The organism is Anoxybacillus ayderensis (assembly GCF_000833605.1).
Lineage (GTDB): Bacteria > Bacillota > Bacilli > Bacillales > Anoxybacillaceae > Anoxybacillus > Anoxybacillus ayderensis.
In genome coordinates this window covers 25,568-41,920 of sequence record NZ_JXTG01000002.1, presented here as the reverse complement: position 1 = coordinate 41,920, position 16,353 = coordinate 25,568, and the positions used below count along the sequence as shown (strand labels likewise).

Genomic DNA, 16,353 nt, shown 5'->3' with positions numbered 1-16,353 from the left:
TTACTTCCGTTTTCTCGCGGCATACACGACAACCGCAACAATAACAGCGATAATAGCAATAATCGGAATCCAGTTTTTCACATCCGACAAATCCGTCCATTCCGTCTTTTTTGCCGCTGCTAATCGATCTAAATCCTCTTCAGTAAAATGACCCGTTTCAATATTTTCTAATTCAAATTGATCTTGCAACGCTTTCAAAATCGTTTGCTTGCTTTCTTTAAATTGATTGATGTTCGATTCTTTCTTTCCTACTCCAAACAATCCCGGATTTCCGAGCGATTGAAGGGCAACATCGAACTGTTGTTTTAATTTTTCATCTAACTCGGCATCGTTTTGTTGTACAATCGGGGAAAGAGCTTTATATGTAGCAAATGCTTTCGCTAATAAACGTTTGCTCGTATCGTAATTATCGAAATTCTTTTCTACATTTGCTAAACGGCGCGCAACGTTTAACACAAGCACTTTTTGCATTGCTGAAACGATCGTATCCTCATCTTTATTTTCAATCGCCTCTAAAATAATCGCAGACGGTTCTGGACCCATATGCATATCAATTTCTTTTTGCACCGTTTCATAAATTGCCTTCACTTCATCGAACTTTCCCTCTTGCGCTTTCGCGACCATCTCTTTATACGCTTCAGCAACCGCTTCTTCGTTCGGATCACCGTATGAGTAAGCGAACGAAGACATAGGGGCTGAAGTAAAAATTAATATCATTGATAAACAAAAAAATAAAAACTTTTTCACTCCGATCTCCTCCTTCGATGATAATGATAATAATTATCATGATTGTTGTCAAGAAAAAATGCTAGAGAATCTCTCTCTAGCGTTGTTGAACAGAGCGCATATACTTTCGTTTTACCGGACGGCACATTTCTTTCACGATCGCAGGAAGAACGTGTTTTAAGTAAGCTGTAAACTTAATAAACGACTGACCTGTTGTCCTCACTTGATATACAATCGGCACTTCTTTTAAGCGGAATCCTTTGCGAACTAAATTTAACGTCAATACTTGAGCGTAGTTGTAATCATGAATAATTTCCGCTTCTTCCATCGCCTCACGTGAAAAAGCCCGCATGCCTGATTGACCATCGTAAATCCATGTTTTTAATAAAATGGATTGAAGCAACGTAAACATATAATTTCCGATGCGGCGATGCCATTTCATCCCATGAATCGTTCCTAAAAAGCGAGAACCCATCGTATAATCCGCTTCTCCACATAAAATAGGCATGATGAGATCTGGGATTTGCTCTGGTGGATATTCATTATCTGCATCAATCATGACACCGATGTCGGCTTCAAGTTCGATGCATTGTTGTAAACCGGTACGTACAGCTGCCCCTAACCCACGATTTCGTTCGTGTCGATAAATGAAATCAGCTCCCGCCTGCTTAGCGACGTCAACCGTACGATCCGTTGAGCCGTCGTCAACAACTAGTACATGCACTTCTATATTCGATCCAATATGTCTCGGAATGCGACGAATGACTTCTCCAATCGCTTCTTCCTCGTTATGTGCAGGCAAAAATACAACGACTTTCATCATCTTCCCTCTTTCTTCAGCGCTTCGACTAACACAGGGCCACGGCTATGGCTCGGATATGGAGCTCCTAACAAATAAGCAATCGTTGGAGCAAGGGAAACGAGGCTATGTTTTTCGTCAATGCGCTTTCCTTTTTCAATCATCGGACCGTACATGAAAAATGGGACATATCGTTCTCCTTCGTCTAAATGGCCGTGTCCACCAATGCCATCTGCTTGTCCATGATCGGCACAAACGATGAGCGTCGTGTTGTCCATTTTCCCTTGCTCATGCAACCATTCAACAAATTGTTGAATGAGCCGATCAACTTCTTCAATTTTTTGCACATACTCATCATAATGTACACCGCGACTATGACCGGTTTGATCCGTTCCAATAAATTGAACAACAAATAAATCTAAATCTTGTTCGGCCATGATTTGTTTCGCTCGCTCCATAATGTTACGGTCTGCCACATCGTTATGCATGACAGCTGTCACTGTTTCGACATCATTTCCTAGGGAATCGACAAGATGAGCGATACCGAGCACTTTTCCTTTTTTCCCTGCTTTTCGAAGTGAATCAAAAATACTTTCTACTCGAATGCCTAACTTCCATACCATATTTGAACGAATACCGTGCTCAAACGGATACGTTCCTGTAAGCATCGACGTAAAACAAACGACCGTCCGAGCAGGATATACTGTTTCCATTTGTGTAAAATCTGTTCCGTTGGCACGGAGCGATTTTAAAAATGGAGCGTTTGCTTGTTCAAAACGATCTTTTCTCATCCCATCAATCACGAGGACGATGACGCGATCACTCAACGGCTTATCATTTGTCGGCACATTGTTCGTGTACTGATCGATGACTTTCGGTTTCCAGTCAAATAAATAGCGATGCAAAACAAACGACCATATGAAAACAAATGCGTAAAAAGCAATGAATGACGGAACATGTACATCATGTTGCATCCCGTATTCCCACATAGAAAGAAGAAGCAACACTTTCGGTAATTGTTCTTGTGCATTTCCGCTTGTAGAGTCGCTATTTTTTAATACGAGTTTCCAAAAGCGAGTGAAGTTCAACCACGTTGTTCCAATGCGTAAATGATAATATAACGTTCCCCAAAAGAAAACGGTAAAAAAGAAGTAGAGACTGACAGCAAGCAAAAGTAAGCTCGTTGGAACGAAAGACCAAATCATTAAAAACATGACGTACGGAACCCATAAATAGTTACGTAAAAATAACGGATAGTCATATACGTAGTACAAAACGAAAAGGGGGATGGTGAGTAAAAAGCTACGAAATAACTTTTCCCCTTCTTCCAACGTCATACCATCAAATAAATGAAAAAGAACGATCGTTCCGATGACAAAAATTGGAGTAAATGGTTTTCCTTCATTTAATAAGTTCCAACATCTTGCCGCTATTTTTTCAAACTTCGATGCTTTTTTCACGCTGCGTCCTCCTTTCGAACGAATGTCCATAATGTCGGGATGCGAAACCATACATATAGTCCGACGACATAAGAAAATAAAAATTTAAACAAATGGGTCACTAACGCAAGGGCGTATGCTTGTTCCCAATACGGATGAATGCGCGTTAACGCAAATGCCATAACGGCTTCATACGTAGCTAATCCTCCAGGAGTCATTTGAAATATTTGTCCTCCAACGGTCATACTATTTACCCATAACGATTGAGCAAATGAAAGTGGAAAGGCAACCATTTTCGCCATTTCAAACAAAACGACAGCTTCACATATCCAACTGAAAACAACAGCAACAACAATCGGCACAAAGCGACGGCTTTTCCATATCATGTTCCAATGTTGTTTATGTTTTTGTAGCCATGACAAGTCGATGCGTCGAAGGACGAAAAACAACATAACGATACCGCCGAAAACGAGGGGAAAAATAACGGCGGAACGAATAACGGTGTGCATATAAACGACTGCACCAAAAAAAGCAAAGAAAAATAAAACAAGCAAATCGAGAAGGCGTAATACAATGACAGACTCGGCAACAATCGCAAACGAGATGCGATCTCGCCTTGCGCATATGCCAATGCGAGCAGCATCGCCAATTTTAATCGGAAAAATGTGATTGATAAATAAACTAGCAAATAACCCATCGATACACGTTTGAAAACGAGCCTGAGGCAAATACCATTTCCATGCCATTGCACGCAAAACAAAGGCAAGCCCATACATGATGAACATATAACTTGCATGCCACGGTTGCGAAACAAGCGTGTGCATAAGATCGAACAACAGTTGGGCATTAAAATGTTGAACAGTCATCCATATAAACATTGCAATAAACAGAAAGCTAATGAGCCGTATCACGATGTTGATTTGTTTATTTTTCATATTGCTTCGCCCATTCAATCGTCTTTGCTAATCCTTCTCGTAACGATACGCGCGGCTCATATCCGAGCTGTTCTTTCGCTTTCGTAATATCCGCCCATGTAGCGACAACATCGCCAAGCCGAGAAGGTTCGTAATGAATGCGCATATGTGGAAAATGAGCTTGGAACTCTGCAAGCAACTGCTTCATCGTCACCGGTTGACCAGCCCCAAGGTTAAACACATCACTTGCCCCTTTCCGATCTAGCGCTCGAATCATTCCATCAACAATGTCATCAATAAACGTATAATCGCGAGCGGTATGTTCACCGTAAACGGTAATCGGCTCGTCGCGCAACAATTGACGAATAAATTTGCTAATGGCCATATCCGGCCGCCCCCACGGTCCGTATACAGTAAAATAACGAAAAATCGTCATCGTGTAACCGTATATATGCGCATATGCATGGCAAAACGATTCCGCACTATATTTTGCCGCTGCATACGGGGAAACGACTTGTCCATTCGCCATATCTTCTTTTAATGGCTGAAACGCTTGATCGCCGTACACAGAAGAAGAAGAGGCGAACAACACATGCTCAACCTCCGCCTCCCCTGCTGCTTGCAATACGTTTACTGTCGCTTTCACATCGTAGTCAATATACGCAAGCGGCTCCGTTAATGATGGCTGTACGCCAGGTAACGCTGCTAAATGAAACACAACATTAGGGCGGTGATGTAAAAAAATTTGTTTTAAAACATCCGCTTGCAAAATATCTACATCGTAAAAGTGAAAAAAACCGACGTCTTTTATTTGTTGAAGCTGACGCTGTTTCCGATATGTTGAGTAATATGGCTGGAAGTTGTCGATCACAACAAGTTCATGTCCAAGTTCAAGCATTTTTTTTCCTAGATGACTACCAATAAATCCTGCTCCACCTGTGATACATACTTTTGCCATTTATCTGACTCCCTCATCGTTTATGCGCTACTATTGTATCATAATAAAAAAGCCGCGTGTTATGCGCGGCTCTTTTTTATTGAATGATCGCACTGACAGCATCAAGCACAGCTTTGCTATGTTGAGCAGCTTCATCTTTTTTGTTTTCAGCAATGGCGTTATACCATTTTTCTGCAGTAGCAAACACGTCTGCAGCCTTTTGCTCACCTAATTTTGCTTTCACATCTAATTCGATCGCCTTTAAGAACATGTTTCCTTCTAACGCTTTTGCTTTCGCTTCGACAACGTTATTTTCGTCTAACTGTGCCGATGCTTTTTCATGATAGCCTTTCATTTTGCCAAACAACGCTTTTGCATATAATGCGCTTACTTCTTCTGCTTTAATGTTTTTGTAATCATTATTCAATGATAAAATCTCATCTAAACGAGTTGTTGCAGCTTCATCTCCTTCAGCTAAAGAGCCTTTGATCGCTTGTAAAAAGCCCCACGCTTCTGCTTGTTGACCTTTTAGCTCATCTTCTGCTTTACCTTCTTTCACACCTGCTTCAATTTTTTCAGCATATGATTTTGATGCTAAATAGAAGCTGCGATAGATCGATTTATCCGTTAACTGAATGTACACTTTAAAATCATCTACGTTATTTGCTTTTAACGCTTCTTCTTGCGCAGCTAAACCAGCGTTAATGCTTTGCTCAAGGCTAGATTCTCCTGTTAATTGATAATATTCATCACGTTTCATCGCTGTTGGAACGAAAATTTCCGCTGCTAGCAACTTAATTTGTTCGAACAATGTTGTCGCTTTTTGTTGGTCGCCAGCTTCAAGTGCAGCTACAACGTCTTTTTGCAATTTCTTTTGCAACTGATAAAAATACGACTGCGTCACTTTATCTACAATTTGGCGCGCTGGATGTACGTTTAGCTCTCCGCTTTTTCCACCTTGAATCGCTGCTTCAATCGTTTGGGCAAATGTACCATCTAGTTCGTTAATTGGCTTTTGTAGTTGCTCTGTATATGTTTTTTCCACAAGGCTCCAATCAACTGGTTGTCCTTCTTTCGCTTTTTCTGTTTCTGCTTTGATCGCTTTATAAGCATCAATGAACGCTTGAACGTTTACTTGCTCTTCTGCTTGCTCAGGTTCAGCTTGTTGTTGCTCTTCTTGTTTTTCCTCTACTTTTGTTTCTTCCTTCTTCTCTGTCGTTTCCGTTTTTTGTTGGCCGCAACCTGCAAGCACTCCACCTGCTAATAAAAACATGGCAAATACAGCTTTTAATTGACGTTTTTTCATTTCGTATGTATCCCCCTTTTTTGATAACGATTTTCATTAACCGTTATCATTATAGTAGAGAACGATTTTCAATGTCAATATAAAATTTCAAAAAAAATACCTCGGGTTTCTCCGAGGCATGTCGATTATAAATGTTTGCTTAAAAGACCAACAAGCGCTTCTTTTGGCTGGAAACCAACTGTTTTGTCGACAACTTCACCATTTTTAAAGACAAACAACGTTGGGATGCTCATAACGCCAAATTTTCCAGCTGTTTCTGGGTTGTCATCGACGTTTACTTTCACAACCTTCACTTTGCCGCCAAGCTCGCGATCAACTTCTTCTAATACAGGTGCAATCATTTTGCAAGGTCCGCACCAAGGTGCCCAAAAGTCAACGAGCACAACTCCTTCTTTTACTTCATTTACAAACGTTTGATCTGTTGCATTTACAATTGCCATGTTTCATTCCTCCTTAAGCATTTCAGTTCCATGCACATAGTATACCATTGAACGTATTCATTACGCCAATCTTTTGCTTCGCTTCTACTATTTCCTTGTCGTTAAAAAATATGCTGAAAAGAAAAGGCAAAGCATCATGCTCTGCCTTACGAATGTACTTTTAATTTTTTAAACTCCTCAATTAAAAGCGGAACGACTTCAAATAAGTCACCAACGATGCCGTAGTCTGCTACTTTGAAAATGTTCGCTTCTGGATCTTTATTAATCGCTACGATCACTTTCGAGTTAGACATGCCTGCTAAATGTTGGATAGCACCAGAAATGCCGCATGCAATATATAAATCTGGTGTAACGACTTTTCCCGTTTGACCGATTTGAAGAGAATAGTCGCAATATCCTGCATCGCACGCCCCACGCGATGCCCCAACCGCACCGCCAAGCAAGTTCGCTAACTCTTTCAATGGCTCGAATCCTTCGGCACTTTTGACGCCACGTCCTCCAGCAACAATCACCTTCGCTTCAGATAAATCGACACCTTCTGCTGTTTTTCGCACAACGTCACGAACGATTGTGCGTAAATCCTTTATATCTACTTGCACGTCAACGATCGCACCTGTACGACTCTCATCTTTTTCAAGTGGAGCGATGTTGTTCGGACGAACGGTAACAAACATGAAACCATCTGTAACAATTTTCTTTTCAAACGCTTTACCCGAATAAATTGGTCTCGTAAAAACGATATTTCCTCCCGTTTCTTCAACAGCAACAACGTCGGACACAAGCCCAGATTGCCATTTTGCAGCAAGTTTTGGCGATAAATCTTTTCCAAGCGCTGTATGTCCGAATACAATTCCTTCTGGCTTCTCTTGCTCGACAACCGCTTGCAACGCTTGAGCATAACCGTCTGGTGTATAAGCCGCTAATTTTTCATGCTCGACAACAATGACACGGTCTGCACCGTAAGCAATGAGCTCATTCGCTAATGAGCGAACGCTCGCTCCGACAACGACAGAAACAACCTCTCCGCCTTCCGCGATCGTTTTTGCCGCAGCAATTGCTTCAAACGATACGTTGCGCAACGCTCCATCGCGCACTTCAGCTAATGTTAACACTTTTCTTGCCATAATCCCCATCCCCCTATTAAATGACTTTTGCTTCCGTATGAAGAAGTGAAACGAGTTCTTTTACTTGCTCCGAAATGTCACCTTGTAAAATTTTCCCCGCTTCTTTTTTCGGTGGTAAAAAGATTTCAATCGTTTTCGTTTTCGCTTCGACATCTTCTTCTTCCAAATCCAAATCATCAAGCTCTAATTCCTCAAGCGGTTTCTTTTTCGCTTTCATAATCCCCGGCAATGACGGATAACGCGGTTCATTTAAACCTTGTTGCGCCGTCACTAATAACGGTAACGATGTTTCAATCACTTCTTCGTCCCCTTCAACATCGCGCACCACTTTCACATTTGTTCCATCAATTTCTAGTTTCGTAATTGTCGTTACGTAAGGAATGCCTAACAATTCAGCAACGCGTGGGCCGACTTGACCTGAACCACCGTCAATCGCTACGTTCCCTGCTAAAATTAAATCGGCTTCTTTATCTTTTAAATACTCCGCAAGCACTTTTGCCGTTGTATATTGATCGCGGTTTTCTACATCGTCTTCAATGTTAATGAGCACCGCTTTATCGGCCCCCATCGCAAGCGCTGTGCGAAGCTCTTTTTCCGCATCTTCGTTCCCGACGGTGACAACTGTCACTTCTCCACCGTGTTGATCGCGCACTTGAATCGCTTCTTCAATCGCATATTCATCGTACGGATTAATGATAAATTCCGCACCTTCTTCACTTACTTTCCCATTTTGAATCACAATTTTTTCTTCCGTATCAAATGTACGTTTCATTAATACGAAAATATTCATGCTTCTCTCCCCCTCTTATTTTCCTCGGAACTGTGGTGTCCGTTTTTCAATAAATGCAGAAATACCTTCTTTCGCATCTTCCGTGACAAATACTTGCCCAAAAAGTTGCGCCTCTTTTTCCACACATTCGTGGAACATTTTTGTTCTTGCCTCATTAACAAGCTGCAATACCGCTTGAACAGAAATCGGGCTCTTTTGAGCAATTTTTTGTGCAAGTTGCTTTGCTGTATGAAGCAACTGTTCTTCTGGCACCGCTTGATTTGCTAGCCCCCATTGAACAGCTTCTACTCCTGTTATCGGTTCGCTTGTCCACATCATTTCTAACGCTTTTGCCATACCGACGTGGCGCAACAAACGCTGCGTACCTGCAAATCCAGGAATAATGCCAAGCTGTAGTTCTGGCAAACCAAGTTTAGCAGTTTCAGATACGATGCGCAGATGGCAACTCATCGCCAACTCTAAACCTCCACCGAGTGCGGCACCGTGAATGGCCGCAATAATCGGTTTCGGAAACTGTTCAATTTTCTCCATCACTTGTTGCCCTGCACGAGCGAGTTCAGCCGCTTGTTCGCTCGCATCAATCGCTGTAAATTCTTTAATATCCGCACCAGCTGAAAAAAATCTTCCTTCCCCATGAAGAACAATGACACGCACTTGATCATCTTCTTTTAGTGTATCAAGCCGTTCTGAAAGCTCTTTCAAAACAGAAGAGGCTAAGGCATTGGCTGGCGGACGATGAAGCGTCAAAATTGTCACATACCCCTCTTGTTGAACGGAAAACATGTTCCCCCTCCTTCGTATATATCCGGAAGGTTGTTGTTTATACACAACAACCTTTCGTTAACAACTGATGAACCGGTCTTGCTAATGCGACAAGATCATATTTTTGCTCATTCATTACCCATGTCGTCACCATTTCGTCAATGGTTCCGAAAATCATTTGACGCGTAAGCCGTACGTCTAAATCCGAACGAAATTCCCCTTTGTCAATCCCTTCTTGTACAATACGATCGACTACTTTCAAATATCCTTTCAAAATTTCGTTAATTTTCAGACGTAACGATTTATTCGATTGTCGAAGTTCCAATTGGGTAACGATTGCTAAATGCGGCTCTGCCGCTAACATTTGAAAATGTTTTTGAATCAACAAGAACAACTTCTCCGACGGACTCGAAATTCCTTCTATTTCTTCTTCAATTTTTTCGATAAAATATCCCATTTTTTCTTGAAACAACGAAATTAAAATATCTTCTTTATTTTTAAAATACAAGTAGATCGTACCATCCGCTACACCCGCTTGTTTCGCAATTTTCGAGACTTGCGCTTGATGGTAGCCATTTTCAGCAATGACGATCACAGCTGCATCAATAATTTGTTTAAACTTCGGTTTATCGCGTTTCAACTTTGCATTCTCCCTTTCAAAAATATGAATGAACAATCATTCATATTTTTATTTTAAAGAGAGGTCAAAAGCGTGTCAAGAAAAAACGTGCAAAGGTTATTTTTGCTTTTCTTTTTCTTCTTCAACAAGCGCACGGCGCAATATTTTTCCGACTGCTGTTTTTGGCAATTCTTTTCTAAATTCATAAATGCGTGGCACTTTATATGCCGCCAATTTACTTCTCATAAATTGGTCAAGCTCTTCTTCTGTGCACTGTTCTCCTTCTTTCAGCACAATAAATGCTTTTACCGTCTCACCGCGATAAGCATCAGGGACACCAATGACGACCGCTTCTTGCACTTTCGGATGCTCATATAACACTTCTTCTACTTCGCGCGGATATACGTTATAACCGCTCGCAATAATCATATCTTTTTTCCGATCTACAACAAAGAAATAACCTTCGTCGTTCATATAGCCTAAGTCACCTGTATATAGCCATCCGTCCCGAAGCGTCGCAGCCGTTTCTTCTGGGCGATTCCAATACCCTTTCATCACTTGCGGTCCACGAACAACAATTTCTCCGATTTCATTTACATTTGCCCGCTCACCTGTTTCTAATGAAACGATCATCGCCTCTGTATCTGGCCAAGGCACACCGATACTTCCTTTGATTCGTTTTCCATCCCAAATGAAATTGGAATGCGTCACAGGGGATGCTTCTGTTAAACCGTATCCTTCAATAATTTTTCCGCCTGTTACCGTTTCAAATTGTTCTTGCACTTCAACTGGAAGTGGAGCTGAGCCGCTAATACATATTTTAATCGATGATAAATCGTATTTTTTCAAACTCGGGTGGTTCAGTAGCGCGATGTAAATTGTTGGCGCCCCCGGAAATAGCGTTGGCCGCTGTTTTTCGATCGTTTTTAACGTCGTTTCAACATCAAACTTTGGCAATAAAATCATTTTATATCCTTCCATAATGGATAAGTTCATGACCGCCGTCATCCCATATACGTGGAAAAACGGAAGCACTCCGAGAATCGATTCATTGCCGCGCTCACATTTATACATCCATTTTGTACACATAAACGTGTTTGCTGTTAAATTATAGTGTGTAAGCATGGCCGCCTTCGGAAATCCTGTCGTTCCACCTGTATATTGAAGCAGAGCAACATCTTCGACCGGATCAACATGCGCTTCTTTTACTTTTCCACTCGCTAACGATAATGCTTTCGTAAACAAATGACAATCTCCTTCATGTTTGACGCGCACAATCATTCCTGTTTGTTTCTTTTGTACAAACGGATATAATACGTTTTTCGGAAACGGTAAATAATCTTTTATACTTGTAATGATCATATGTTCAACATTTGTATGCGCTTTCACTTTTATGATTCTTGGATAAAGTAAATCAAGAGCAATAATAATTTTTGCACCGCTGTCATTTAACTGATATTGCAACTCTCGCTCGGTATATAGCGGATTTGTTTGCACGACAATACCACCTGCAAACAAAACGGCATAATAGCTAATGACCGCTTGAGGACAATTTGGCAACATAATCGATACGCGATCGCCTTTTTCTAAACCGAGCTGTTGCAAATACGACGCTAACTTGATCGCTTGCTCATATATTTCTTTGTACGTCAACTCCTTTCCTAAAAAGTGAATCGCTGTTTTGTGCGGAAACTGCTCCGCCGCTTCTTTTAAAAATTGTTGCAACGGCTTGCGCGGATAATCAATTGAATGAGGAACTTGCTGAGGATATAACGCTAGCCATGGCTTCTCCATTTCTCTTCCCCCTTTTACTATAAGATTATTTATATTTTATAATATTTTCTGAAATTTTTGTATCAAAAAAATTAAAAAATAAAAAAAGGTGCCTACTGACACCTTTTATGCAAAAAACGTAAGGTATATGACACCTATAAGTAAAAATACACCGCACAATACAAGCAATACTTTCGCTAACGTTTCCATTTCTTTCTCCTCTCACCGTATACTTGCTCCGATGACAAACGACAAACCGATGGAAATGACCATCGAAATAAATCCTACCGCGCGATTATCGTTGGCAATTTCATCGTCAATGTTAAACTTTGGTGTTAAAAACTCATAAATAAAATAACCGACTAAAAGCAAAACAAAGCCATAAATCCCCCAACCGATCATCGTTAATAGTGAATCGTGATGATCGATTGAATAACGAAAAATATTCGCAATACCAAATATTTTTCCGCCTGTCGCCATCGCTACCGCCATATTTCCTTTTTTAATTTCTTCCCAGTTTTTATATTTCGTCACAAGCTCAAAAATAGCTAAAAATAAAACTAAACATAAAATGACGACACTAAAATTGGCAGCAATATGAATCATTTCATTTTCCCAAAAAGCGCTCATAGTTCCTCCTGTCATCGTAATTCGACAATGGTGACGCCTGTTCCCCCTTCAGTCGCTTCACCAAACCGAATGCTTTTCACCGAACGATGATTTTGTAAATATTGTTGCACCCCTTTTCGAAGTGCGCCTGTTCCTTTTCCGTGAATAATGGACACGCGTGGGTACCCTGCTAATACTGCGTCATCAATATACTTTTCAACGCGAAGCAACGCATCTTCATATCGTTCACCACGCAAATCTAGCTCAAGCGGAACGTGATAATCGCGTCCTTTCACCGTCGCAATCGGCTTTGTCTCCATTGGCGTTGGACTGCTTACATACTGCAAATTTTCTTCATCCACTTTCATTTTTAAAATACCGATTTGCACAAGCCACTCTTTGTCGGATACTTTCTCAATCAACTGCCCTTTTTGATTGAGGTGGGTGACTTTCACTTCATCACCAGGTTGTAAAGGTTGCTTTTCTTTCTGCACTCGCTTTTTCTTTTTCGTGTCGATTTGTGGTATAGCTTCTTCTAGCTTTTTACGCGCATCGATGAGTTCATGTTCTTTCATCGCGACCGCTTGTTGTTTTTGCATCTCGCGAAGGTTTTGAATGACTTCTTCTGCGGTTTTCATCGCTCTTTTCACAATCAGTTCTGCTTCTTCTTTCGCTTTTTCTAGCAAACGATCACGTTGTTCATGCCATTCGTTCCACTGCTTTTCTAATTCGTTTCGCAACTGTTCCGCTTCTTGACGAAGTTTTTCTGCTCGCTCCCACTCTTCTTCTGCCCGCTTTTTACTTTGCTCTAGAGAAGCAATCATATTTTCGACTTCATTGTTTTCCGCACTAATATACGTGCGTGCGCGCGCAATAATATGTTCATCTAATCCGAGCCGACGAGAAATATCAAGCGCATTGCTTCGACCGGGAATACCGATCAATAGTTTATACGTCGGACTTAACGTTTCGATGTCAAATTCAACGCTTGCATTCATCACACCACGACGATTATAGCCGTATGCTTTTAATTCAGGATAGTGTGTTGTCGCTACGACGCGGGCGCCACGGTTATGCACTTCATCTAAAATAGCAATGGCTAATGCTGCACCTTCTTGTGGATCCGTTCCTGCACCAAGCTCATCAAATAAAACGAGGCTATGCTCGTCCACTTGTTTTAAAATCTCAACAATATTGACCATATGAGAAGAAAACGTACTTAAACTTTGTTCAATCGATTGCTCATCTCCAATATCAGCATACACCGAACGAAATACGGCTAGTTGCGATCCGTCTAACGCTGGTACTTGCAATCCAGCTTGCGCCATGATGGTAAACAAGCCAATCGTTTTTAACGTGACCGTTTTCCCCCCGGTATTCGGTCCTGTAATTACCATTGTCGTGTAGTCGTTTCCTAGTTCAATATCGTTTGGAACGACTTGATCAGGTGGAATAAGCGGATGACGAGCTTGAATGAGGCGAATATATCCACGCTCATTGATCGCTGGCTTTGTTGCTTTGATCACTTTAGCATATTTTGCCTTAGCGAACAAAAAGTCAAGATGTGCGAGCAATGCAACGTTTTCAATAATCGTTGTCGCCTGCTCTCCCACAGAGGCAGATAATTCACTTAAAATCCGTTCAATTTCTTGCTTTTCTTTTACACGCAATTGTTGCAGTTCATTGTTTAATTCTACAACTGATTGCGGTTCAATAAATAACGTCGCGCCCGATGAAGACTGATCGTGTACAATGCCACCATACGTATGGCGATATTCTTGCTTGACTGGAATGACGTACCGATCGTTACGAATCGTAATAATCGCATCAGACAATGTTTTTTGAGCGGATGATGAGCGAATAATACTTTCTAACTTATCGCGCACTCGCCCTTCAATCGTGCGTAGTTGGTGGCGCAACGAACGAAGCCGATCACTTGCTTCATCAAGCACTTCCCCGCTTTCATCAATACAGCGATATATATGTTGCTCAAGCTCAACGAGGGGGACGATTCGCTCGGCATATGCCATCATATGCGGAAGCTCTGCCTCCGTCCCTTCTAAAAATTTTCTCAACTGCCTTGCCGCTCGCATCGTGCTTGCGATATCGAGAAGTTCATGTGGGCTAAGCGTTCCCCCGATGCTCGCACGCTTCGTTTGTGGGCGTACATCAAATATACCACCTAACGGAACGTGACCGCGCAAACGAAGAACCGTTGCCGCTTCATCTGTTTCTTCTTGCCAACGCACAACTTCTTCAACATGTGATGACGGCATAAGCGCTACAACTTTTTCTTTTCCTAATGAGGAAGACGCATATTCCGCAAGTTGTGCTTTTACTTTATCAAACTCAACAATGTGTAACGTTTTCACGTGCACCGAGTAACCCTCCTGCTGTTTATTTTCGTAAAAAAGACATGAGTTGGTCGACATCCCATGTATTAATGACCGTCTCTTTTCGAATCCATCCTTTCCGTGCGAATGCAACACCGAGTTCCATATCATCAAGCATACGAATATTGTGCGCATCTGTGTTAATCGCAATTTTAACACCAAGTTGCTGCGCTTTTTGTAAATAGGTGTACGTTAAATCGAGGCGATGTGGATTTGCATTTAGTTCTAGCACCGTATTTGTTTCTTTCGCAAGCTGTAACAATTCATCTATGTTTACAGCGTATCCGCTTCGCTCGCCAATTAACCGTCCAGTCGGATGAGCAATCATATGAACATATGGATTCATTAGCGCTTCTTTTAGACGTTTCATTATCGTTTCTTCTCGTTGTGAAAAAGCGGAATGAATGGAAGCGATGACAAAGTCAACGGTTTGTAATATATCATCAGAAAAATCTAACGTTCCATCTGGTAAAATATCCATTTCAATGCCAGATAAAATAACAAAGTCATCGTATTGTTCGTTCAGGCGAGCAATTTCTTCTTGTTGCCGTTTTAATCGTTCGACAGTTAACCCATTGGCTACTTTTAAAAACTGCGAATGATCGGTAATCGCCATATAACGATACCCTTTTTTCCGGCATGCTTCCGCCATTTGTTCAATCGAAAACGCACCGTCGCTCCATGTCGTATGCATATGTAAATCGCCGCGTATATCGGCTAACGAAAGGAGCGGCGTCCCGTCATATTCATCGACTTCTTGTCCACTTTCACGCAGTTCTGGAGGAATAAACGGCAAATGAAAATGAGCAAAAAATTGCTCTTCTGTCGCAAACGTTTTCACTTCACCTGTTTGTATATGCTCCACACCGTACTCGCTAATTTTTTCACCACGTTCTTTCGCTAACTGACGCATGCGCACGTTATGATCTTTTGAACCAGTAAAATGATGAAGCGTCGTAGCAAAATGTTCAGGAGAAACGATGCGGAAATCAACATTGACAACATACTCATACTTTAACTGCAACGATACTTTCGTGTCACCGTTTGCAACAACGTCATGAATATGTTCAAGTTGCAACAACTGCTCACGAACACGCGAATGATCGTTTGTTGCAATAATAAAATCTAAATCTTTTATCGTCTCGCATACACGGCGCAAACTGCCCGCGCGCGAAAACTGAACAATCCCTTCCATCTTCGCAAGCTGACGTTCGACATCTAAAGCCACTTCAAGCATGAATGCAATCGGCAACCGCTCAGGACGCGCATAGAGATTAGCGAGTGCGGCTAAAATGTTTTCTTCTGTTTTTGCGCCGAAACCGCTTAATTGTCGCACTCGTTGAGCTAAACATGCCTCTTTTAATGTTTCGATATCGGTCACACGTAGCTCATGATACAGCTTAGCAATTTTTTTCCCGCCAAGTCCCGGCAATTTTAAAAGCGGAAACAATCCTTCAGGAATTTCTTTTTTTAACTGTTCAAGCACATCGCTCGTCCCTGTCTGCAGCCATTGTTGTAAAACGGCCGCGGTTCCTTTCCCAATGCCTGCAATCGATGTAAAATCAGCAATATGTGTTAAGGCGCGTTCATCTCGTTCTAACGCTGAAGCTGCTTTGCGAAAGGCGGACACTTTAAACGGATTTTCTCCTTTGATCTCCATATATAAAGCGATTGTTTCAAGCAAACGAATCGCTTCTTTTTTACTTTTTTCCATTTTATTCC

15 protein-coding genes are annotated in these 16,353 nt (G+C 41.5%); all 15 read right to left on the bottom strand.

The features are described from left to right. The 15 genes from JV16_RS02480 to polX all read right to left on the bottom strand — a co-directional run bounded on the left by JV16_RS02480 (position 1) and on the right by polX (position 16,345). A complete protein-coding gene (locus JV16_RS02480; RefSeq protein WP_042534103.1) occupies positions 1-747 on the bottom strand; it encodes a hypothetical protein in 747 nt (248 codons plus the stop codon). Positions 748-823: 76 nt separating this feature from the next. Beyond that, positions 824-1,546 (bottom strand): glycosyltransferase family 2 protein, encoded by a 723-nt coding sequence (locus JV16_RS02475; RefSeq protein WP_021093823.1) that lies wholly within the window; start codon positions 1,544-1,546, stop codon positions 824-826. Further along, positions 1,546-2,985, bottom strand: a complete 1,440-nt coding sequence (locus JV16_RS02470; RefSeq protein ID WP_021093822.1) for an alkaline phosphatase family protein — start codon at positions 2,983-2,985, stop codon at positions 1,546-1,548. Before JV16_RS02470 ends, JV16_RS02475 begins: the two co-directional genes overlap by 1 nt. After that, positions 2,982-3,899 (bottom strand): lysylphosphatidylglycerol synthase transmembrane domain-containing protein, encoded by a 918-nt coding sequence (locus JV16_RS02465; protein WP_021093821.1) that lies wholly within the window; start codon positions 3,897-3,899, stop codon positions 2,982-2,984. Before JV16_RS02465 ends, JV16_RS02470 begins: the two co-directional genes overlap by 4 nt. Then, positions 3,889-4,836 (bottom strand): NAD-dependent epimerase/dehydratase family protein, encoded by a 948-nt coding sequence (locus JV16_RS02460; protein WP_021093820.1) that lies wholly within the window; start codon positions 4,834-4,836, stop codon positions 3,889-3,891. Before JV16_RS02460 ends, JV16_RS02465 begins: the two co-directional genes overlap by 11 nt. Positions 4,837-4,912: 76 nt before the next feature. Beyond that, positions 4,913-6,121: a hypothetical protein gene (locus tag JV16_RS02455; RefSeq protein ID WP_021093819.1), complete on the bottom strand. Its 1,209-nt coding sequence runs from the start codon at positions 6,119-6,121 to the stop codon at positions 4,913-4,915. A gap of 125 nt (positions 6,122-6,246) precedes the next feature. Then, positions 6,247-6,561 carry a thioredoxin gene (gene trxA / locus JV16_RS02450; RefSeq protein WP_009361800.1) on the bottom strand — a complete coding sequence of 105 codons (315 nt, stop codon included), beginning with the start codon at positions 6,559-6,561 and terminating at the stop codon, positions 6,247-6,249. Positions 6,562-6,707: 146 nt separating this feature from the next. Continuing rightward, on the bottom strand, positions 6,708-7,685 hold the full coding sequence (locus JV16_RS02445) for an electron transfer flavoprotein subunit alpha/FixB family protein (RefSeq protein ID WP_021093818.1): 978 nt from the start codon (positions 7,683-7,685) through the stop codon (positions 6,708-6,710). 16 nt (positions 7,686-7,701) lie between these two features. After that, on the bottom strand, positions 7,702-8,475 hold the full coding sequence (locus JV16_RS02440; RefSeq protein WP_021093817.1) for an electron transfer flavoprotein subunit beta/FixA family protein: 774 nt from the start codon (positions 8,473-8,475) through the stop codon (positions 7,702-7,704). Between the two features lie 15 nt (positions 8,476-8,490). Continuing rightward, entirely contained in the window at positions 8,491-9,258 is a 768-nt protein-coding gene (locus JV16_RS02435; RefSeq protein ID WP_021093816.1) for an enoyl-CoA hydratase, read from the bottom strand. A 37-nt stretch (positions 9,259-9,295) separates the two neighbouring features. Continuing rightward, positions 9,296-9,877 (bottom strand): TetR/AcrR family transcriptional regulator, encoded by a 582-nt coding sequence (locus JV16_RS02430; RefSeq protein WP_021093815.1) that lies wholly within the window; start codon positions 9,875-9,877, stop codon positions 9,296-9,298. 96 nt (positions 9,878-9,973) lie between these two features. Further along, on the bottom strand, positions 9,974-11,650 hold the full coding sequence (locus JV16_RS02425; protein WP_021093814.1) for a long-chain-fatty-acid--CoA ligase: 1,677 nt from the start codon (positions 11,648-11,650) through the stop codon (positions 9,974-9,976). A 201-nt stretch (positions 11,651-11,851) separates the two neighbouring features. Further along, complete coding sequence (locus JV16_RS02420; RefSeq protein ID WP_009361806.1) at positions 11,852-12,259, bottom strand: DUF350 domain-containing protein; 408 nt, start codon at positions 12,257-12,259, stop codon at positions 11,852-11,854. 11 nt (positions 12,260-12,270) lie between these two features. Next, positions 12,271-14,616 (bottom strand): endonuclease MutS2, encoded by a 2,346-nt coding sequence (locus JV16_RS02415; RefSeq protein ID WP_021093813.1) that lies wholly within the window; start codon positions 14,614-14,616, stop codon positions 12,271-12,273. Between the two features lie 19 nt (positions 14,617-14,635). Beyond that, on the bottom strand, positions 14,636-16,345 hold the full coding sequence (gene polX, locus JV16_RS02410) for a DNA polymerase/3'-5' exonuclease PolX (RefSeq protein WP_021093812.1): 1,710 nt from the start codon (positions 16,343-16,345) through the stop codon (positions 14,636-14,638). Between the last annotated feature and the right edge of the window lie 8 nt (positions 16,346-16,353).